The sequence below is a fragment of the Tardiphaga robiniae genome (genome assembly GCF_001618955.1).
Taxonomy (GTDB): Bacteria; Pseudomonadota; Alphaproteobacteria; order Rhizobiales; family Xanthobacteraceae; genus Tardiphaga; species Tardiphaga robiniae_A.
Window position 1 is genome coordinate 229,380 of sequence record NZ_LVYV01000056.1, and the last position, 19,765, is coordinate 249,144.

18 protein-coding genes and 1 pseudogene are annotated in these 19,765 nt (G+C 59.3%); 5 read left to right on the forward strand and 14 right to left on the reverse strand.

All coding sequences use genetic code 11. The features are described 5' to 3' along the window. Positions 1-59: 59 nt before the first annotated feature. Positions 60-455, reverse strand: a complete 396-nt coding sequence (locus A4A58_RS29145) for a MotA/TolQ/ExbB proton channel family protein (RefSeq protein WP_244499906.1) — start codon at positions 453-455, stop codon at positions 60-62. A 122-nt stretch (positions 456-577) separates the two neighbouring features. Between A4A58_RS29145 and A4A58_RS29150 the strand changes: the two genes are divergently transcribed. Further along, entirely contained in the window at positions 578-3,718 is a 3,141-nt protein-coding gene (locus A4A58_RS29150) for a glycoside hydrolase family 113 (protein ID WP_068738825.1), read from the forward strand. 1,562 nt (positions 3,719-5,280) lie between these two features. On the opposite strand, the gene A4A58_RS29155 is transcribed toward A4A58_RS29150, so the two are convergent. The 7 genes and pseudogenes from A4A58_RS29155 to A4A58_RS31900 form a co-directional block, all read right to left on the reverse strand. Next, a complete protein-coding gene (locus A4A58_RS29155; protein WP_081422144.1) occupies positions 5,281-7,164 on the reverse strand; it encodes a TRAP transporter large permease in 1,884 nt (627 codons plus the stop codon). Between the two features lie 5 nt (positions 7,165-7,169). Further along, positions 7,170-8,195, reverse strand: a complete 1,026-nt coding sequence (locus tag A4A58_RS29160) for a TRAP transporter substrate-binding protein (RefSeq protein ID WP_068738826.1) — start codon at positions 8,193-8,195, stop codon at positions 7,170-7,172. A gap of 158 nt (positions 8,196-8,353) precedes the next feature. Continuing rightward, positions 8,354-9,361 carry a transketolase family protein gene (locus tag A4A58_RS29165; protein ID WP_192855955.1) on the reverse strand — a complete coding sequence of 336 codons (1,008 nt, stop codon included), beginning with the start codon at positions 9,359-9,361 and terminating at the stop codon, positions 8,354-8,356. After that, complete coding sequence (locus A4A58_RS29170; RefSeq protein WP_068738899.1) at positions 9,358-10,203, reverse strand: transketolase; 846 nt, start codon at positions 10,201-10,203, stop codon at positions 9,358-9,360. Before A4A58_RS29170 ends, A4A58_RS29165 begins: the two co-directional genes overlap by 4 nt. Before the next feature lie 22 nt (positions 10,204-10,225). Continuing rightward, positions 10,226-10,975 carry an SDR family NAD(P)-dependent oxidoreductase gene (locus tag A4A58_RS29175; RefSeq protein WP_068738828.1) on the reverse strand — a complete coding sequence of 250 codons (750 nt, stop codon included), beginning with the start codon at positions 10,973-10,975 and terminating at the stop codon, positions 10,226-10,228. Positions 10,976-11,065: 90 nt separating this feature from the next. Then, entirely contained in the window at positions 11,066-12,046 is a 981-nt protein-coding gene (locus tag A4A58_RS29180; protein ID WP_081422145.1) for a LysR substrate-binding domain-containing protein, read from the reverse strand. A gap of 131 nt (positions 12,047-12,177) precedes the next feature. After that, positions 12,178-12,441, reverse strand: a pseudogene (locus A4A58_RS31900) (hypothetical protein); the annotation flags it as partial. A gap of 275 nt (positions 12,442-12,716) precedes the next feature. Between A4A58_RS31900 and A4A58_RS29185 the strand changes: the two are divergent. Continuing rightward, the gene (locus A4A58_RS29185; RefSeq protein WP_068738829.1) at positions 12,717-13,070 is read left to right on the forward strand and encodes a GrlR family regulatory protein; all 354 of its coding nucleotides are present in this window, start codon (positions 12,717-12,719) and stop codon (positions 13,068-13,070) included. Between the two features lie 236 nt (positions 13,071-13,306). Next, entirely contained in the window at positions 13,307-13,933 is a 627-nt protein-coding gene (locus tag A4A58_RS29190; protein WP_068738830.1) for a LysE family translocator, read from the forward strand. Between the two features lie 8 nt (positions 13,934-13,941). Here the strand turns inward: A4A58_RS29190 and A4A58_RS29195 are convergent, their stop codons facing one another. The 3 genes from A4A58_RS29195 to A4A58_RS29205 all read right to left on the reverse strand — a co-directional run bounded on the left by A4A58_RS29195 (position 13,942) and on the right by A4A58_RS29205 (position 16,547). Beyond that, on the reverse strand, positions 13,942-14,433 hold the full coding sequence (locus A4A58_RS29195) for an ester cyclase (protein ID WP_244499907.1): 492 nt from the start codon (positions 14,431-14,433) through the stop codon (positions 13,942-13,944). A 152-nt stretch (positions 14,434-14,585) separates the two neighbouring features. Beyond that, positions 14,586-16,070: a PLP-dependent aminotransferase family protein gene (locus A4A58_RS29200; protein ID WP_068738901.1), complete on the reverse strand. Its 1,485-nt coding sequence runs from the start codon at positions 16,068-16,070 to the stop codon at positions 14,586-14,588. A gap of 87 nt (positions 16,071-16,157) precedes the next feature. Continuing rightward, positions 16,158-16,547: a RidA family protein gene (locus A4A58_RS29205; protein WP_068738902.1), complete on the reverse strand. Its 390-nt coding sequence runs from the start codon at positions 16,545-16,547 to the stop codon at positions 16,158-16,160. A gap of 203 nt (positions 16,548-16,750) precedes the next feature. On the opposite strand from A4A58_RS29205, the gene A4A58_RS29210 reads away from it, so the two are divergent. Both A4A58_RS29210 and A4A58_RS29215 read left to right on the forward strand, forming a co-directional pair. After that, the gene (locus tag A4A58_RS29210; protein WP_068738831.1) at positions 16,751-16,945 is read left to right on the forward strand and encodes a rubredoxin; all 195 of its coding nucleotides are present in this window, start codon (positions 16,751-16,753) and stop codon (positions 16,943-16,945) included. Between the two features lie 39 nt (positions 16,946-16,984). Then, positions 16,985-17,626 carry an FMN-binding negative transcriptional regulator gene (locus A4A58_RS29215; protein ID WP_068738832.1) on the forward strand — a complete coding sequence of 214 codons (642 nt, stop codon included), beginning with the start codon at positions 16,985-16,987 and terminating at the stop codon, positions 17,624-17,626. Between the two features lie 13 nt (positions 17,627-17,639). On the opposite strand, the gene A4A58_RS29220 is transcribed toward A4A58_RS29215, so the two are convergent. The 3 genes from A4A58_RS29220 to A4A58_RS29230 all read right to left on the reverse strand — a co-directional run bounded on the left by A4A58_RS29220 (position 17,640) and on the right by A4A58_RS29230 (position 19,730). Beyond that, complete coding sequence (locus A4A58_RS29220; protein WP_068738903.1) at positions 17,640-18,176, reverse strand: helix-turn-helix domain-containing protein; 537 nt, start codon at positions 18,174-18,176, stop codon at positions 17,640-17,642. Between the two features lie 94 nt (positions 18,177-18,270). Beyond that, a complete protein-coding gene (locus A4A58_RS29225; RefSeq protein WP_068738833.1) occupies positions 18,271-19,221 on the reverse strand; it encodes a PDR/VanB family oxidoreductase in 951 nt (316 codons plus the stop codon). After that, the gene (locus A4A58_RS29230; RefSeq protein WP_068738834.1) at positions 19,221-19,730 is read right to left on the reverse strand and encodes an MOSC domain-containing protein; all 510 of its coding nucleotides are present in this window, start codon (positions 19,728-19,730) and stop codon (positions 19,221-19,223) included. Before A4A58_RS29230 ends, A4A58_RS29225 begins: the two co-directional genes overlap by 1 nt. Between the last annotated feature and the right edge of the window lie 35 nt (positions 19,731-19,765).

Genomic DNA, 19,765 nt, shown 5'->3' on the forward strand with positions numbered 1-19,765 from the left:
GAGAACTCCGGCGCGTTCAAGGGCACGCAGTTCGAGCAACAGCCACCGACGACGAACCGTCAATATTGCAAAGGTATTGCAAAGGTGATCGACGCGCTGATCAGGGCAACGATCACGGCGGAAAAAGCCACTGAAAGATTTTCCCCGATCGACCTGGCATCGTTGTTCGTCAGCGCCAGCAATGCCGGGCCCATCGGGATCATGGTTGCGACAAGTCCCAGCATCGGCGTCGTACGCGAGACCACGCGGAGCCATTCAAGGCGTTTCAATATCCATAATTCGAGGTCATCGCTGCCTCCGCCGCTTGCCTTGTGGTGGGCGGCGAGCGCCGACCGATGAGCACCGCGCGCACGTTGTAGGGCCTCTACGGCGAACATGCCGAGCGCGACGAATCCGCGGTGCAGCTGTGGGGGATCAATCAGTAGCCAAGGTGTTTTGCGGGAACCGCCCAGCATTATCGCGCGTCACAATTATTGATGATTGCCCCGTGATATTGCGCCCTCGTCAAATGCAGCTAGTTCTTTAAGGCCACTCTTAATGATTTCCGCTAAGCGTGCGTCAGCAGCGGAGGCAGTCGGTGGCAAATCTTTTCGACGTACAGGGCTTCGGCGCATTGTCGGAGTGGAACGGACAGTTCGCCAGCACATCTGCGGCTCAGGCGTTCCAGCAGATCGCGGCGCTTGGTTCCAACTCCGTTAGTCTGACGGCGCGGATCTGGACGACGAACAAGACGACAAGCGACGTGTTCGCGCATTCGGGCAAGACCGAGAGCGATGCGAGTCTGCTTGCAGGCTTCAAGGCGGCTGAAGCAGCCGGCCTCTCGGTGGTGTTCAAGGCCGCGATCTCTCCGCTCGATGGAACCGGTGTGTCTAGCCTGTCGCCGACCGATCTCGGCGCATTCTTCGCATCCTACAAAGCCGAGGTCGTGCATCTCGCCGAGATTGCCCAGCAGGGTGGTGTCGATACGTTCGCCATCGGGAATGAGATGAGCAGTCTTACCGGTGCTGCTTATCGCAGCTACTGGACCGACATCATCTCGTCGGTGCGTCAGGTCTATCAAGGGGAACTGACCTATTCGGCCGCGACCGACGAGGCGCTCAGGGTCTCGTTCTGGGATCAGCTCGACACCATCGGCGTCAACACCTATCCGCCGCTCACCTCCAGCACAACGCCGACGGTGCAGGAGATGATCAACGCCTGGACCGAGGTTCCCTACAACCCGTATTACGCCGCCGCCTTCGACTACAAGTCGCCGGTGGACTTCCTGCATTCGCTGTCGGAGACCTACGGCAAACAGGTGTTGATGACCGAGGCCGGATTTCGCAGCATGGACGGCACGGCGATGCGGCCGGGCTCTTGGACCGCGAATGCGCCTGCCGACACCGCTGAACAGGCCGATGCCTTTAACGCCTTCTTCCAGGTCTGGAGTGCCCATGGCGGCAGCTGGATGAAGGGGGTCGAACTGTGGCAGTGGGATCTGAACAACCAATATAACCCGACCGGCTATTCGCCGATGGGCAAGCCGGCCGAAGCGATCGTCGCGCAGTATTTCCACGGCAACGGATCGGCGATTGATCTCACCATCACTGGATCGGCGATCAACGACGTGATCGATCTCGGCCGCGGTGACGACACCATCAATGCCGGGCTCGGTAACGACGTCATCCATGGTGGCGACGGCAATGACGTGATCATCGGCGGGCCGTCGACATCCGGCAAGCTGGCCACAACGACGGTCACGCTGACCGGCTACGGCACGGCGGCCGGTGGCGCGAACGCGCAGGTTCAGGTGCTCGTGAACGGCCAGCCTGTCTCCGCCTTGCTGGAGTTCAGGCCGGCCACGGATCCCGCCGGCTACCAGACCTATACCCTGACCTTTGCCAATCCCGAGCAACTGACCAGCCTCGACATCTCGCTGATGAACGCGGCTTCCGGCCGTGCTTTGCATCTCAAGGATCTGATCATCAACGGTGTCGCCGTTGCACCGAACGACGCGATCAATGCCAGTGCTCCCGGGACCTTCGATCTCTATGTTCGCAGCATCCATGTGGACGCCGCCGCACATCAGGACTGGTTCACCGGCGCCAACAGCGATAACGACGTAATCTATGGCGGCGGCGGAAACGACGTCATCACCGGTGGCTTCGGAAATGATCTGATCGATGGGGGTGACGGCATCAACACGGCAATATTCTCCGGCACCGCGGCCGACTACAAGATCTCCTTCGTAAACGGCCAGATCGTCGTTACCGACAGCGTGGCGGCGCGCGATGGCATCGACCGCATCAGCAATGTCGAGTATTTCACGTTTGCGGATGTAACCATCGGCACCGCCGGCTTCATTGCCAGCGAGTCGGTCCTCGCCAGAGGCGCCGAATATCAGGCCCTGACCTCCAATGGCATCACGGTAACTAGCGAGACCATTCGCAATACCGACGGCTCGCGCGACATCTATATCCGCGATATCGCGGGCAAGGCCTTCACGTCCGAACACAGCGTTATTGCCGCAGGCGGCAAGACCACGCTGGTCGAGCGATTCTACAATGATGGAGATCTGGCCTTCCGCCAGGTAGCAAATGGCGACGGTTCGGTCTCGCGCAGTGACTATGACGGCGACAACCATCTGATCACGCTGCTGAACAGCTATAGCGATGGCTCGTTCCAGCAGTTCGTTTTCAATGCCGCGGGCATCGAGACCAACGCGACCATTCGCTACGCAGACGGCACGCGCGACATCCGCGATTACGGTGTTATCGGACAGGATTATACGTCCCGCCACACGGTGACCGATGCTGCCGGCAAGAGTATCCTGATCGAAGGCTTTCATAGCGATGGCACGCTGGCGATCAAGCAGGCTGTTGATGCGGCCGGCGCCAAGACCTTCAATCAATATGACCAGTTCGGTCATCTGTCGCAGCAGATCGTAACGCAGAAGGACGGGTCCTTCATGCAGACAATCTTCGCGCCCAATGGCGATCTCACGAGCCTAACGCTGCGCAATGCCGATAGCACCCGCGATACCATGAGCTATGGCATCGCCGGAAAAGCCTATACGACCGAACATGTCGTGCGCGATGCTGCGGGCAAGAGCGTGCTGATCGAGCAGTTCCACCAGGATGGCTCGCTGGCGTTGAAGCAGACCGTGGATGCCATGGGCGTCAAGATGCTGGCGCAATATGACAGCGCCGGTCATCTCGCAATGCAGACAGTGACCCAGATCGACGGATCCTATGTACAGTCGGCTTTCGCGAGCAATGGTGCGGTGGCGGGTGTGACGACGCGGAATGTCGATGGCAGCAAGAGCGTCGACACGTTCGGAATTACCGGCCAGGCTTATATGTCACGCCACGACGTGTTCGACGCGGCGGGGCAGCGGCTGGAAACGACCTTCGACAACAAGGATGGTTCGCATACGCAAACGGCCTACAAGGCGGGGGTGACGCTGACGTCGACAGTCGGGGACGACATTATGAACAGCGCAGGCGGCGACAGCTTCGTGTTCAAGCAGGCATCCGGCCATGACACCATCAACAATTTCCGGGTCGCGGAAGGGGCGGGCCATGATGTTATCCAGATCGATTCGTCGATCGCGAAGAGTCTCTCGGAACTTGCTGTTCATGTCGTCGGCCATGACACGGTCATCGAGCTCGGCGATGCATCGATTATGCTTAAGGGCGTTGTGGCGCCGCTGACCTCGCACGACGTGCTCATCGTGTGAGCTGCTGACGCAACATTCTCTTTTGCGCGGCTCGGCATCGAAAAGCATTGCACGCAAACGCCGCCTCGGATCCCGCATGAGCGATGACCTGTCCGCTCGAGGCTGCAGGACGCTCCGGTGGACATCATGTGCGAGAATGAGCGCCCATAATTCATGCGAATGCATCGTGAGAGCGGCACACTTCCGCAAGCACCTTTGCATCACGTTTGGCTTCGACTGCACGCCAGTAGGAAATCCAAAGCCGACACGGCATCAAGATAGCGCAACTTGACCCGGCTATTAACGCCAACGGCTTCATCGATTAGCTCGCCGTCTGGAACAAGCTTGAAGCCCATAGACCAACTTGGAAAGAGCCGGTCCCCATATCCCAAGCCCCTCTGTATCCAGCGCGAGTGTCGGCGTGTTGTGGACCGTGGTTTCACCAATATTCAGTTTCGGGCTGGCGGCTATTTTCATGGCCACAGGAACATGGGCGCTATGTCGGACGTCAAGACGGTGAACGAAGTCTCCAATCGGAATTTTCTTAACTGGGAAAGAGCTCTCGGTTTTCCATCTTCCCCGTCGATAGACTCGAATTTCGCCCGTTCGCATTCAACGGCGGGACAATGGATAAACGCCGCGTGTCACCAACTCTAACCTTGCCAAATGGGCGCACGCTATTCGAAGGTAATGTGCAGCACACCCATCACTGCGGAGGTGGCAGCAACAAGAGTCAGCATAATGACAGTCGCTCGCTAAAAGTAGCCGCTGACGTGCTGTGCGGCGGTCGTGGAACGCGAGCCAGTCCCCAACGAAGCCAGCCGGGATGCTAAATATGACAGCGCGCTTGGTAGGATGACGCAATTCGTGATCGACAAACATCGCCCGCACATTCGTTCTTTGCCCCCCGACGTCGGCGGTTGACCAGACGATTGGCGCAGTGCTTGGTTAGACGACGCCGGCTTCTTTCTCGACCTGCAAGCCGCCACGGCGACGCGTTTCATTGAAATCGCGGAGAACGAATTCCTTCCCGACGACAATTATTTCCACATGGCATTTGCGCATCGCAAGATCGTGCGCTTGGCACCGCTTCTGCACTCGGCCCACCATTTGCGCCCATCGGGGAAGATTTCTGCGCTCACTCTGATAAATGAAGTCGAATACTGACTTGGCAGTTGTCCATTAGTGTCGGCACCCGTTCTAAGCCGAGAGGTTGCATCCCACAATTTTTAACGCCAGCGGCCGCCAAGAGTTTCTTCAACGCTCGACGTGTCGCGAGCGGAAACTTTATTCAGAAACTGGGTATCCTGTGCGAGTGACATCGAATTGGAAGCCAAGAGCCGAGTCCCATGAATGGACGATCAGCGGTACAAGCGTCTTCTTTGCGCCGATAATGCCCTTTCGAGCCGAAGAGACCGTCCAAAAGCCGCGGGCAGCCCTCTGGCCGCCCCCCTTAGTCCCAAAGGGATGCTCCAGCGAAGCAACGCCGCGGTGCTGTTCTCGATAAGCGTCTGCACGCGAGTGTCAGGCAAACCGTGCTCTTGAGGAGGGAAGCATGGAGTTCGATCCGCTCGCGCCGTACCTCACAAGAAGCCTATCGAGATCCAAGGTACTGCAGCTACGATGAGCGTGCCAACCAGCAACGCCAGCATGTATCCAACAATCGGCTTCATACCCTCATCGGGGTTGATGCGGCTGATGGCGCACGCGGCATAGTACCCGACGCCGAACGGCGGAGCGAACAGGCCGATGCCCATCGCGAGAATGACGACCATTGCATAGTGGACCTCATGGACGCCGACCTGCCGCGCGATCGGGAATAGTAGCGGCCCGAACAGCACGATGGCGGGAATGCCTTCCAGCACGCTGCCGAGGATCACGAACGCGACGATGGTGACGGCGAGGAAGACGGGGACGCCGCCGGGCAGTCCAGTCATGAACGTGGCCAGCGATGCCGAGAAGCCGGACTGGGTCAGTGCCCAGGCCATGCCGGTCGCGGCACCGATGATCAGCAGAATGGCGCCGGACAGCGCCGCAGTGTCAATCAGCATCGGATAGAGCCGTCGCCAAGCAAATTGCCGATAGATCAGAAGCCCGGCCAGCGCCGAATAGACGATTCCGATGGTCGATACTTCCGTGGCGGTCGCGATGCCCTTGACCACGGCCGCGCGAATGACGAACGGCAATGCTATGGCTGGAATAGCAATCACGAAGGCAAGGCCAATCTGGCGTTTCGTCGCCCGCTCGACCTGCGACAGGTCCTCGCCGCGATAGCGCCACCACACCACCGCGCAGAGCATGATCGCCAGGACGATGCCGGGCAGCAATCCACCGGTAAACAGCGCCGAGATCGAGACGCCGGTCACCGAGCCGATGGTGATCAGCACGAGCGATGGCGGGATCGTCTCGGTTTGCGCGCCGGTTGCCGACAGCAACGCGACGAGATCGCCGGGCTTGGCACCGCGCTTTTTCATTTCTGGGAACAACACCGGCGCCACCGCCGCCATATCGGCCGCCTTGGACCCTGAAATGCCGGAGACGAGATACATGGCGCCTACCAGCACATAATGCAGGCCGCCATGGACGTGTCCCAGCATGCTGGCGAGGAAGCCCACCATGGCACGCGCCATGCCCGTCATCTCGATCAGCAACCCGAGAAACACGAACAGCGGCACAGCCAGCAGGATCAGATGGCTCATGCCCTCGTCCATGCGACCCATCACGACCACATCCGGCGTGCCGGTGGTCAGCGTGAGATAGCCGACCGTCGCAAGACCGAATGCGAAGGCGATCGGCACCGCCGCGAACACCATGGCGCCGACGAGGAACACGAAAAAGATGAGCAGGTTGAGATTGCCGAGCGGTTTCAGCACCGGCCCGAGCAGAGCAAGGGCCGTGATGATCACCGCAACCAGCGCTACAGCCAACAGCACGCGCCGCCAGTCAGCAACGCTGGCGAGCCGCAGCAGTGCGACCAGCAGCATCAGCCCCATGCCCACCGGCAGCGCTGCAGCCCGCCACGTATTGACGATGTCGAGCGCAGGCGTCCTGACATAGACCTCGTCGGCGGCAAACTCGTACGCGGGATGAACGACCAGCACCAGGAATGCAAGCGATGCAGCAACGGCGACGGTGTCGAGAAATGCCCGCGCGCCCGGATCGAGCTTACTGACGATGGCCGTCATCCGCATGTGTTCGTCGCGCTGGAAGGCAAGCACCGATCCCAGCATCGCGAGCCAGAGAAAAAGGATGCCGGCCAGTTCGTCCGACCAGATTAATGGTGTATGGAAGACATAGCGCCCGACGATCCCGGCAAACAGGATGCCGATTTCCGCCAGTACCAGCAGCGCTGCTGGTACTGCAGTGAATGTGAACAGCGCCGTGTTGGCGCGGGCGACCCAGCGCGGCCAGCCGGCGCGAAGTTGCGCCGGCTCCGCTCGGGTTTCGATCTGCTGCGCTTGTGCCATAGTAATCAGGCCAGCTTGCCGGAGACTTTTTCGAGTTGGCTCCAGGCCTCGTCGCCGAACTTGGCTTTCCACTCGCTGTAGAAACTGGTCTTGGCCAAGGCATCGCGGAACGTCGCACGATCGACGTCGATGAATTGCAGCCCCTTCGACGTGAGATCGGCGCGCAGCGACTCGCTGAGTTTCGCTATGTCGGCCCGCTGGTCGGTTGCCGAACGGTCGAATTCACGCGAGACGATTTCCTGCACATCTTTCGGCAGACGCTCGAAGGCGCGCTTGTTGCCGAGAATCCAGTAACCGTCCCAGACATGACCGGTGAGACTACAGGATTTCTGTACTTCATATAGCTTGGCTGTCGCGATGATGGGCAGCGGGTTCTCTTGCCCGTCGACGACCTTGGTCTGCAACGACGAATAGACTTCGTTGAAGTTAATCGGCGCAGGCCCGGCCTGCAGCGCCTTGAATAGCGAGGTCAGGATCGGTGCCGGCGGGACACGAACCTTAAAGTTCTTGAGGTCGTCCGGCGTCTTGATTTCGCGCCCCGACGATGTGACGTGACGGAAACCGTTGTCCCACACTTTGGACACCGTCATGATCGGCGTCTTTGCGATCTGGGCGCGGATATAACTGCCGAGCTCACCGTCCATCGCCTGCCAGACGGCGGCGTAATTGGTGAAGGCAAAGCCGGTATTGACGATGCCGGCGGCCGGCACGAAGGTCGCGAGAATCGACGATGACTGATTGAAGAACTCGACCCCGCCATTGCGCACCTGTGTCAGGAGTTCGGTGTCGGAACCGAGCTGATTACTGGGAAACAGCTTGATCTCCAGTCGGCCGCCGGTGGCCTCGCGAATTCGGTCGCAGGCTTCCTGGCCGCGGACATTCACCGGATGTGTCGGATCCTGCCCAGTGGCAAGCTTATAAGTGAACTCGGCCGCCGATGCCGGACGGGTGAGAATGCCCGCGAACGAGATGGCCGCTCCTGCCATCAGCAGGTTGCGACGCGAGATCGTGGCACGCTTTTGAATGGTCATGGGTTTCCTCCGTTGTCATCCAGACGATGGATCTTGTTGTCGTGATGGTCGCCGGCTCTTGGAGGCCAGCTTGTGAAACATCTTGTCGTCGCCGGCACCGCTGCACGGTGACGGCGTTGCTGTTGTACTCGTCTCGGATTGCAGCTAACGCCGCGGCGTCACAGCCATCCCTTGATTTGCGTCGCCACTGCTGCGGCAGAGATGCCGTAACGGTCGTGCAGTGTCGGCAGTGCGCCGGCATCAAGAAACTCGTCGGGAAGTCCGATTTGTCGGAATGCCGGATGAACGCCCGAGCGCATCAGCAGTCCGGCAACCGCCTCGCCGAGTCCGCCAATCAGCGTGTGGTTCTCGGCGACGACGACCAGGCGGCCAGATTTTCCGGCCTCGCGCAGGATCGTCTCGGTATCGAGCGGCTTGATGGTCGGGACATGCAACACGCCGACATCGATGCTGTCATCGGCGAGTGCCTTGGCTGTCTCCAGCGCGCGCATGGTCAGGATGCCGGAGGAAATCACCAGGACGTCCCTGCCGTCGCGGACCAGCTTCGCCTTGCCAGGTTCGAAGCGGTAGTCGTACTCGTCCAGAACAAGCGGCACCTGGCCGCGCAGCAGCCGCATATAGACCGGCCCCTGATGCGCCGCGATGGCGGGCACAGCTTGTTCGATCTCATGCGCATCGCATGGATCGATTACCATCATGTTCGGCATTGCCCGGAACAACGCCAGATCCTCTGCCGCCTGATGGCTGGGGCCGTAGCCGGACGTCAGCCCAGGCAGCGCGCAGACGATCTTCACGTTGCGGTTCTCTTCCGCGATGGTCTGGTGGATGAAATCATAGGCCCGGCGCGACGCGAACACGGCATAGGTGGTCGCGAACGGCATGAAACCCTCGGCGGCGAGCCCCGAGGCCGCGCCGAATAGCAATTGTTCGGCCATGCCCATCTGATAGTAGCGGTCGGGGAATTCCTTTCCGAAGATGTGCAGGTCAGTATATTTGCCGAGATCCGCGGTCATGCCGATGACCTCCGGACGTGCGCGGGCGAGTTCGACCAGCGCGTGCCCGAACGGCGCCGACTTTGTCCGCTGTCCCTCGGACGCGATCGACGCGATCATGGCGGAGGTCGTCAGGCGGGGCTTGCTTGACGGCGTCGTGGTGACGGATTTCATGCTGACCTCCCGGCATCGAGCGCCTTCAAGGCGAGTTGCCATTCGTGCGCCTCGACGCGGATGAAGTGATTCTTCTCGCGCTCCTCAAGGAACGGCACACCCTTCCCCATCAATGTGTCCGCGACGATCATGCGAGGTTGCGGCTTAGTATGATGCTTCGCTGCATCAAAGGCAGCCACGACGGCATCGAGGTCATTGCCATCGATGCGCTGTACGAACCAGCCGAATGCCTCGAGTTTCTCGACCAGCGGCTCAAACGCCATGACTTGTGTCGAAGGGCCATCGGCCTGTTGATTATTGACGTCAACGATCGCGATCATGTTGTCGAGCTTGAAATGGCTGGCTGACATGATGGCCTCCCAGACCGAGCCTTCGTCGAGTTCACCATCGGAAAACAGCGTGTAGACGCGCGCATCTGAGCCTTTGCGCTTGAGGCCGAGGGCCCGCCCAACGGCGATGCCGAGCCCGAGCCCGAGCGATCCGCCCGACATCTCCATGCCCGGCGTGTAGGCGGCCATGCCTGACATCGGCAGACGACTTTCGTCGAAACCGTAGGTCTCAAGTTCTACTTCGGGGACAATCCCGGCCTCGATCAGTGCGGCATACAGCGCGATCGCATAATGCCCATTCGACAGCAGGAAGCGGTCGCGTCCCTCCCAGGATGGATCCTCCGGCCGATAGCGCATCGCATGGAAGTAGGCGACGGCCAGCACGTCGGCGATATCCAGGGCTTGCGCGATGTAACCCTGGCCCTGCACCTCACCCATCCGCAGCGCATTCCTGCGCACCCGATAGGCACGTTCCGCGATATCGGGGGCATTGGCGAGTGTCTTCGTATCCATGACGATCTCCCGTGTCTGCATCTCAATGAATGAGCATGCCGCCATTGACGTCGATCACGGCCCCGGTGACGTAGGCGGAGAGATCGGAGGCCAAAAACAGATAGATGTTCGCGACATCCACGGCGTCGCCGAGTCGCTGGAGCGGAATCCCGCTGATGATGTCTGCCTTCATTTCGGGCGTCAGCTTGCCGCCGGTGATGTCGGTCTGGATCAGTCCCGGCGTCACGCTGTTGACGCGGATGCCATCCGGTCCGAGTTCACGGGCCATCGCCTTGGCGAGTCCGAGCACGCCAGCCTTCGCCGCCGAATAATGCGGGCCGCCGAAAATGCCGCCGCCGCGTTGGGCGGACACAGAGGACATGCAGGCAATCGTGCCCTGCCGGCGCGTACGCATGTGCGGGATGAACGCCTGGCTGAGATAGAGCACGCCGGTCATGTTGACATCGACCACGCGCTGCCAGTTCTCAGGTGAAATATCCATCAGCTTCAGCGGCTGGGTGATACCGGCATTGTTGATCAAAATATCGATCTTGCCGAACGCCGCGATGGCCTGCTCGGCCGCATTCCGGCAACTGGCGGGGTCGCTGACATCGCAGCCCAGCCCGACATGACCTGGACCCAACTCTTCGGCTGCACTCTTCGCTCCGGCGGCATCGAGATCGAGGATGGCAACCTTGGCCCCCTGGCTTGCGAACAGCCGTGCGGTGGCCCGGCCGATCCCGCGTGCACTGGCCGCGCCCGAAATCACAGCGGTCTTGTCGCTGAGCAACATGAATGTCCTCCCTGTCAGATTTTGGAGCAATCTATGATTGCGCCATCCTCACCGACAAACGAGAAATTCACTTGGAAAGATGAATTTAACTCATCTTTCGGTCAGCGTCTTGGCGCGCGCTGGAGGCGGCGCGATCTGACCGGCGGGGCTCCCTTCCAGGGCTTCGAGATTTATGTTGAGGCCGAGTTCTCGCGTCAGCCAGCCGATGAAGGTCACCATCGATGGCGCATATCGCCGTGACCGCGGGAAGACCAACCAGTGCCCGGTGTAGAAGACGTCTTCGCTCACGCCCTCAAGGGGCCGCACAAGGCGGCCGGATGCAATCTCGCGCTCGGCCAGCAGGGTGGATTCGAGAGCAACCCCGATCTCATCCGCCGCAGCACTCAGCGACATGAAACTGCGATCAAAACGCGGTCCGTTCGGAAGCGGCGCGACAAGCCCGTTCGCGGCGAACCAGGCCGGCCAACGCACGTTCTTGTTGTCACTTTCAATCAATATCTGCTGCAGCAGATCACCGGGTGAGCGGATCGCTGCCGCGAGTGAGGGAGCGCAGAGTGGCGTGACGACCTCCGTTCCAAGCGGCAGCACGATCAAGCCTTGCTTCAAGGATCCATAGTCGCCGGTCGGCGGGACGCCGTAGACAATGTCTGCATCGAACTCATCCGCAAGAAACTTCGTATAGTCCGTGCCGGTAGCGAGCCGCAGCTCAAGACCCGGACATTCCGTCAGAAGTCTGCGCAATCTAGGAACCAGCCATTGAGCGGCAAAGCTCGGTGCGCAATGCAGCTTCAACAATTGGGGCTTTCTCGCTGCAACGCTACCCAGGCCGAGATGCAACTCGCCAAAGCCGCGCTCGACATGCCGCATCAACGTCTCGCCCTCCGGGGTCAAACGAATGCTGCGGCCTTCGCGCTCAAAGAGCACTGTTCCCAAATCCCGTTCGAGGCCGCGGATGGCATGGCTGACCGCACTCGGCGTCAGTCCCAGATCATCAGCCGCCAAGCGAAACGATCCGGTACGGGTCGCGGCCTCAAAGGCGCGCAGAGCGGTCAGGTGGAGATTGCGAAGCATGGAACAAGAATGGCCGTTGAGACAGGCTAACACAAGCTCTCGCCCGGCTTGCTCGTTCTGTCCGTCGTCAGACAATTGAGACTGATCAGACATTTCGCGAAGCGAGGCTCTGGCTCATCAGGGTTAAAGTTTTAAGTGGCCTGCAGTCGATGCCGCAAGCGGCGGTTGGTTGGCGACGGTGACGCGTTTGATGCGCTGACGCTCTGCGAGCATCGTCTCAGCCCTGCCGTAGTCAGCGTCGGCCGGAGTGAGGCGTCGACGCTGATAGTGCGTCTGGTAACCAGCAGAATGTAGACAGCGGGAACGACGAATAGCGTGAACAATGCACCGATCGACAGACCCGAAACGATCACCAGTCCCCTATTGAAGCGAGAGGCCGCGCCGGCCCCGGAGGCTACCGTAGTTCTAGATTTCCATCTCTCTTACCGGCTTCGTTTTGCGACCATTGCCGGCTGTAGTCGTTCGTATGTCATATGGACCACGATAAATCCGGTGTCTCAGGCCACCGATTGTTTTCGGCATTTTCGGCGATGTCTCAACCCAAGCGGGGACGCTCTAATGCGTGCCTCAACTGAGATTTCGATGTATTTATATCGTTGCGAGCTTTAAATTTCTCCGCGCAGACCCTTTTTATTGAATTGATATCGCTTCGTTCGAACCGGACCTACCTATGCCAATTGCCAACGGGCTCTATTCGATACGCATCTCGATGGACGGGGAGGATCGTCGCCGGGCCTCTGGCATCATCAACTTGCAGGATGGAGCACTCATCGGAGGCGACAGCTTCTTTTATTACACAGGAACTTTCGAGGCTAAGAACGGTAGATGGCGCGGCGAATTGATGACGCGTCAACACACCGATGCGCCGGGCAAGAACCTCTTGTTTGGTGGACGGGAAGTCAGCTGCGGCTTCTCCGGGTCTTATGGCGACAAGACTGCAAAGGTTGAGGGCACAGCCCTCGTCGGCAAGGTCAGCGTGGCTTTCAGAGCTGAGTTGCAATTGCTTCTGCCGATGCGGGGCTAAGAGATATTCACATATTGCCCCGGCCATTCTAGTAAAATGCAGAGTCCCGATGTTGAAAACCAGAATCACTCAATTTGTCAGAAGATATAAATCATCTCCGGAGAACGATTTCTGTCGTGTGGTTGAAACATGCGCGGGTCGCACATAGACTGTGTCAATAGATTGCGCTGATGTTGCATGACGATAAGCGCTCCACCACGCCGAACTTCAGCCGGTCACCTTTCCTAAGTGTTCAAATGCCCAGTCTCGCAGTGTTCCTTCCCTTCATCACCATCGCCCTGTTGGTGGCGATCACGCCGGGCCCCGGCATTTTCTACATCGCGGCACGTACGCTAGACGGCGGACTTGAAGAAGGACTGTCTTCCAGCGCGGGCCTTGGTCTGGGCGGCCTTGTTCATGTCATCGGCGGTGCCGTCGGCATTTCCGCGCTAGTTATGGCGAGCGCGGAGGCATTTACCGTTCTGAAGATCGTCGGCGCGTTTTATCTGATCTGGCTTGGAATCAAATCGTGGCGTAGCGCGCGAAATGTCAGTCCGAATGTGGTGCGGAAAACAGGCGCACGGCAAGCGTTCCGGGAAGGCATTTTGGTCGAGGCGCTCAACCCCAAAACCGCTGCGTTCTTTCTCGCCTTCATTCCGCAGTTTGTGGACCCGTCGAAGCCCGTAGCGATACAATTCATTGTCCTCGGGTTGATCTCGGTTGCGCTGAACACAGGGGTCGATCTGGCCGTGGCCTATTGGGCAGCCAGAGTTAGGTCGGGATTTGCCGGGCGCCCGGCAATGCTTGTCAGGATGCGGCAGGCGTCAGGAGCGATCATGTGCGGATTGGGCGCGACGCTTCTGTTTGCGCGACGCTCCGCCTGAGCCCGTTCTTACGACGACGTGACGAATTCTGACGGCGCAACGTCATTGCCGCGGATCTGGCCGAGCAGTCCGTGGATGTCACCGAGCACCCAGAGATCGCGCACTTTTCCCGCTTCAAATTTGAACACCGGTGCGCCAAGCCAAGCGACATATAAGTTCGTCGCCGGCAGACCAAACATCGGCTCGCGTTGAATGCCGTGAAAGCGGACCTTGGCGGTGACGAGACTGCCCTCTTCCACCATCAGCAGGATGTCCGTCGTATAATTCTGCAGGGAGCCGGTCACCCAGGTCACGTAATCGGCAAACTGGTTGTGCCCCACCAGCACCGGTCCGAGCGAGCCCCGGAATGTAAAATCTTCATGGAATATCAGCGGGATCAGATCGACATTCGCGTGATCCCACATGTCCTTGTAAAACGCCCGGACGATCTCCTTCTGCGGACTGAGCACGACATTCTCGAATGTCATCGGGGCTTCCGTCGCAGGCACCACATTCGTCATCGGTTGAACTCCTGATTCTAAATTCTGGGTTGCTCTCTTTGGTTCAGTCGAGCGTCGCAAGGCGACGATTTCGCCGCTTACGCGGCTGCGTTGGAAACGAGATCGTTCGATCTGCCGTGATGGCGGGTGGCGATTTTGCTCGGCTTGCAATTCTAGTCGGCCTTGTATTGCTTCAGGATGGCCCCGAGCCCTTTTGCGGAGACGTTGAGATCTTTGATGGAGAAACCGCCGAATCCGAGCATCAAGCCCGATTGACGCTTCTTCGATGCGTAAAGCGGCGAAACCGCGCGAACGATGATCCCGGCTGCGCGCGCTTCCGCGACGACCTTCACATCATCGACTTTCTTCGGCAACCACACGACGAGATGCATTCCCTGATCGCTGGGCTGTAAAACGGCCCATTCCGGAAACTCGCGTGAGATCGCCTCGATCAGAAATGTGCGTCGTTCGGCATAGGCACCGCGGATCCTGCGGATATGAGCTTCGAGATGTCCTTCGTCCATGAACGCCGCGAGCACATGTTGATCCGCCGCAGGTGAATGTCGATCTACGATAGACCGGGCGCCTGCGAAGGCAGCTACCAGTGGCTCCGGAACGATCGCGTAGCCAATCCGCATGGAGGAGAAAAGAACCTTGCTCATCGTGCCCAAATAGATGACGCGTGTCGGATCAAGCCCCTGCAGCGATGGAAACGGGTGGCCCGAATAGCGCAGTTCGCTGTCGTAATCGTCCTCTATGATCCAGGCGTCAGAATCCTGTGCCCATCGAAGGAGAGCAAGGCGGCGCGACATGCTCATGGGCATCCCGATCGGATACTGATGCGACGGTGTAACGAACGCAGCCCTTGCGTTCGGACAGACATTCATCGCCCAATCGACATCGATGCCGTTCTGGTCCACCGGGACATGATGGGTCGTGACGTCCAGAGCCTGCAGTACGGCTGTGATGCCCGGATAGGCCGGATCCTCGACCCAGACGGCGTCGCCGCGCCCCACCAGAATCGTCGCTGCCAGGAAAAGTCCCTGCTGCGTCCCGGCAGTGATGATTACCTGATCGGGGGTGCAACGGACTGCCCTGACCTTCCGGACGTGATCCGAAATCGCCTTGCGCAGTTCCGGGAGGCCACGCGGATCGACATAACCGCTCGGCGCCGCCGCGCGCGTTGCTCGAACTCTGTTGCCAAGCCTTCGCCATGTCGCATCGGGCGCGGCTGCATCGGCCGGATGCGCGATCGCGAAAGGCAGACCGGGCTGCGGCTGCAGCAGTTGCTCGGCGGCGGCGAATTTCCTGGCACTGAACGGCATTTTGCCGCTCGTCCTCGGCTTGATCTGCAGCGGGCCGGACGAGGCCGGGACATCTACGCGCTTCAAATCTCGCACCACGGCGGTCCCGGCCCTCGGCAACGCCTCGAGATAGCCTTCGGCCTTGAGCTGCTCGAAAGCCTCGACGATCGTTCCCCGCGCAAGACCGAGCGAAATAGCAAGCGTCCGCGTTGACGGCAATCGCTCGCCCGGTTTCAGGTCGCCAATCGTGATGGCATCGCGAAGGCCTTGGGCCAATTGATGTCCCACCCGACCAGATGTCCGGTCCAGCGTTTTCAGCGAAGGAAGAGCAAAACTACTCTTGAGACGCGGCATATTGGTCCATTCCGATATCGACAAGATCGACATCACAGTAGACCAGAAAGCCGGTCAGACCTAACGGATGGAAACATGGTCCTCATGTCAGGAGATAAAGGCCGTGACCTCGATCTCAACCTTTGCCGCGCGATCAACCAGGCCCGACACATAGAGGAGCGTAGACGGAGGGAAATTCCGCCCGAGTGTCGCTTTCCACGCCGCTCCGATGCCTGCCCCCGCTTCCGCGTATTCCTCTCGATCGGTCAGATACCACGTCAGCCGAACGATATGCTCCGCGCCTCCCCCAGCTTCTTTCAAAAGTCGGATGATCTTTTGGAGCGCGACGTCAGCCTGTCTGGCCAATTCAGCCGGGAATGTGCCGTCCTCATCGCCAGTCTGGCCAGCGAGAACGATCCACCGTCCAGGTCCTTCGACGACGACGCCATGCGAAAATCCCTTGGGCTTCGCCCAATCCTGCGGGTGAATGACATTCATAACACTCGCTCCCGTTTCTTGGTTTCGTTGACCTGAGAGTACGAAGCGCGCCGTTGGCGTCACAGGGCCAGAATACGCCACGAAAGTTGGGAGACGTCGGACCACCCTCTGGCGATCTGGACCATATCGGTTTTCGAATTCTGGCCCTGTTTATTGGTCCAGACCCGCACCATGATCGGGATCGGCATCGATCGGACTGACCAATGGCGGACCTCGACCAATCGTCATTGCCGTACAGAACGTGGCTCTGCGTGCTGTGCGGCCTCATCTACAGCGAAGAAGACGGATGGCCAGCCGACGGGATCGCTCCTGGAACGCGGTGGTCTGACGTTCCGGACGATTGGGCCTGCCCGGACTGCGGCGCAGGCAAGAGCGATTTCGAGATGGTCGAGCTTTGATCATCATTACCGGCGAACGTTCGCCTTTCGGAGACGACCATGTACGTACCCCCGCATTTCGATGAGCAGCGGAAAGATGTGCTCCACGACCTGATCGACAAGAACGCGCTTGGTATTCTCATCACCAACGGCCGCAGCGGCCTCGATGCGAACCACATCCCGTTTCATCTTGCTCGAAACGAAGGCTCGCATGGCGTTTTACATTCACATGTCGCCCGCGCGAACCCGGTGTGGCAGGACATTGCCGATGGCGACGAAGCACTCGTTGTTTTTCGCGCGGCTGATGCTTACATCTCGCCAAATTGGTATCCGAGCAAACACGAATTTCATAAGCAGGTGCCGACCTGGAACTACATGGTCGCTCACGCATACGCGCGCGCGACGATCCGGGATGACGAACGCTATCTGCGTGGCGTGGTCGCGCGATTAACGCGCACCCATGAAGCCAGCGAACCGACGCCGTGGAAGATGACCGACAGTTCGAAGGAATTCATCGACACGATGATGAAGGCGATCGTGGGTATCGAATTCGAGATCACGCGGCTGGTTGGTAAATCGAAGCTGAGCCAAAACCGCGAACAACGCGACATCGATACTGCCGGTCAAAAGCTGAGCGAACGAGGCGAAGGCGTTGTTTCCGATGCCATGAAGATCGTCTCAGCCGCCAAGACTCCGGCCTGAGGCCGACTTTTAATCAAGGAACAGTTTTATTCGCAATTACGACAAGTGCCGACGCCGTCTCTGCGGTCATCTGCGTGAGTTTGTGGGGTATAGTTGAATCGAACTGCACGCAGTCGCCGGGGCTTAAGACTTCTTTTCGCTTGCCAATGACGAGTTCGATCTTGCCCGTGAGAACGAACAGGATTTCCTCTCCTTCATGGTGGCTCATGATGCGCCCGTGTTTAGCGGTTTTCGTCGGCCGGACAATGAAAGCGCGCATCGTGCGCTCATCGGACAGTCCGGCGACGAGCGAGAGATAGTTATCGGTGACCCCAGCTTTGCCGTTCCTGGCGCGCACGATGGTCACCGGGTCATTGTCGTCGGGCTGTCCATAGAACTGGTCTAGGGTCGTCCCGAGTGCCTCAGCGATCTTGATCGCGGAACCGATCGATGGCGATGACAAGCCACGCTCCAGTTTCGAGAGGTAGCTACGAGTCAAGCCGGTGTCCGTCGCCAATTGCTCCAGCGTCATTCCGCTCTGGACGCGAAGAAATTTGAGATTCAATGTCATCTGACCGGTTTGCCTGTTGAACTTTCCTGCATCCTCTCGCACCAAACCTTCAACAATTCAAATGCCGGTTACGCACCGATCCGCCATCGCCCGGTCAGAGATCCAACACAAGCCTCGGGCCCGCGCAGTCTCCGACGCAGACGATGAGCTCACTTTGCCGTTCGGTTGGTGAAAGCACACGGTCTCGATGGATTGGAAGCCCCTCCGTCCAGCGCACGCGGCAGGCGCCACAGATGCCGCCGCCGCATGACACCGGGACATCGACTCCCATCGATTCGAGCGTTCCCAAAAGGCCCATGTCCGGAGTGACGACCGCGTGTTTGTTGCTGGCCGAGAGATAAAGTTCGTACGGAGGCACGTCGCTTTTGGCGGCAAGCTTCGGCGGCGTGAACATTTCAATATGCTTGCGGTCGTCCGGCCAGGTTGCGACCGCTTGCTCGAAAGCTTGAAGCATGGGATCCGGTCCGCAGCAGGCAGCCAAGCCAGAGCCGCCGAACTCCCCAACGATCCCGGCGATTATGGGCTTCGATTCTTCAGTCGTATCGTAAAGTCGGACGCGGCCAGCCTTGATCGCGGGTGCGATCATGTCCGGAAGAACCGGTTGGCCTCGGCTGGCCCAATGCAGCACGTAATTCGTTAGGCCGCGGCGATCGAGATGCCGGATCGCGGAAATGAACGGCGTCACACCAATGCCGCCCGCCACGAACACGTTTGTCCCTTCCGGATCGAGCGCAATGCCCCCGCGCGGCAGCGAGACGGATACCGGTTGCCCGACCTGCACGCGATCATGCAGAAATGCGGATCCGCCGCGCCCTTCGCGCTCGCGCTTCACGGCGATCACGTAGCGGCGACCGTCGTCCGGCTCGTTGCAAAGCGAGTAGGTTCGGACAAGTCCCGGCTCCAGATGAACGTCGATATGGGCGCCGGGCCTGAATGGCGGTAACTCCCAATCGTCTTGGTCGACAAGCGTGAAGCGCTTGGTGTCGTTGCCAAGATCCTCCACCTTCGAAACGACGGTCGATACCGTTTTGATCGCCTTCGCCATCAGATCGGCCTTACGGTATCGCCGACGCGAAGCGTACCGCCAACAATGATTTTACAGTTTAGGCCAGAACGGTTGATCATGGGATCGAACACCGGTTTGCCCAGAATTTCCTCGATGTGCCGACATGGCGTCGAAAGGCGGGTCGCTTCGACGATGGTCTCACCGAGCCGAAAGCGTCGGCCGACGAGATGATTGAGCGGAACGCCCTCGACGGTGACATTGCGACGATGCTCCTCGGGGAGCATGTCGATCCCATGGTCTCGCTTGAGAGCCTCAAGGGTTTCCATCTCAAACAGGGTAATCTGGCGACCTTCCTCCGGCTTGTGAGAGTAGAACCCCGTCTCCTGCCCGATCAGGTAGCGATCACCATCGATCCCGCGGCTTGCGATGAGCTCGATCTCGGGGAATGTGCGCATGGGCAGGAACGCCCGTGGTGTCTTATGCAGAAAGCGTACGACACCCTGCCAGGATGTAACGACCGGTTTCTTTTCGATTGCTTGGGCGTCCATCGTTCTTCCCTACTCTTGGATCGAAATCTGTTGTT

Coding starts and splice junctions, on each gene's coding strand:
- A4A58_RS29145 (WP_244499906.1), bottom strand. CDS start 455: ATGCTGGGCGGTTCCCGCAAAACACCTTGGCTACTGATTGATCCCCCA.
- A4A58_RS29155 (WP_081422144.1), bottom strand. CDS start 7,164: ATGGCACAAGCGCAGCAGATCGAAACCCGAGCGGAGCCGGCGCAACTT.
- A4A58_RS29160 (WP_068738826.1), bottom strand. CDS start 8,195: ATGACCATTCAAAAGCGTGCCACGATCTCGCGTCGCAACCTGCTGATG.
- A4A58_RS29165 (WP_192855955.1), bottom strand. CDS start 9,361: ATGAAATCCGTCACCACGACGCCGTCAAGCAAGCCCCGCCTGACGACC.
- A4A58_RS29170 (WP_068738899.1), bottom strand. CDS start 10,203: ATGGATACGAAGACACTCGCCAATGCCCCCGATATCGCGGAACGTGCC.
- A4A58_RS29175 (WP_068738828.1), bottom strand. CDS start 10,975: ATGTTGCTCAGCGACAAGACCGCTGTGATTTCGGGCGCGGCCAGTGCA.
- A4A58_RS29180 (WP_081422145.1), bottom strand. CDS start 12,046: ATGCTTCGCAATCTCCACCTGACCGCTCTGCGCGCCTTTGAGGCCGCG.
- A4A58_RS29185 (WP_068738829.1), top strand. CDS start 12,717: ATGCCAATTGCCAACGGGCTCTATTCGATACGCATCTCGATGGACGGG.
- A4A58_RS29190 (WP_068738830.1), top strand. CDS start 13,307: ATGCCCAGTCTCGCAGTGTTCCTTCCCTTCATCACCATCGCCCTGTTG.
- A4A58_RS29195 (WP_244499907.1), bottom strand. CDS start 14,433: ATGACGAATGTGGTGCCTGCGACGGAAGCCCCGATGACATTCGAGAAT.
- A4A58_RS29200 (WP_068738901.1), bottom strand. CDS start 16,070: ATGCCGCGTCTCAAGAGTAGTTTTGCTCTTCCTTCGCTGAAAACGCTG.
- A4A58_RS29205 (WP_068738902.1), bottom strand. CDS start 16,547: ATGAATGTCATTCACCCGCAGGATTGGGCGAAGCCCAAGGGATTTTCG.
- A4A58_RS29210 (WP_068738831.1), top strand. CDS start 16,751: ATGGCGGACCTCGACCAATCGTCATTGCCGTACAGAACGTGGCTCTGC.
- A4A58_RS29215 (WP_068738832.1), top strand. CDS start 16,985: ATGTACGTACCCCCGCATTTCGATGAGCAGCGGAAAGATGTGCTCCAC.
- A4A58_RS29220 (WP_068738903.1), bottom strand. CDS start 18,176: ATGACATTGAATCTCAAATTTCTTCGCGTCCAGAGCGGAATGACGCTG.
- A4A58_RS29225 (WP_068738833.1), bottom strand. CDS start 19,221: ATGGCGAAGGCGATCAAAACGGTATCGACCGTCGTTTCGAAGGTGGAG.
- A4A58_RS29230 (WP_068738834.1), bottom strand. CDS start 19,730: ATGGACGCCCAAGCAATCGAAAAGAAACCGGTCGTTACATCCTGGCAG.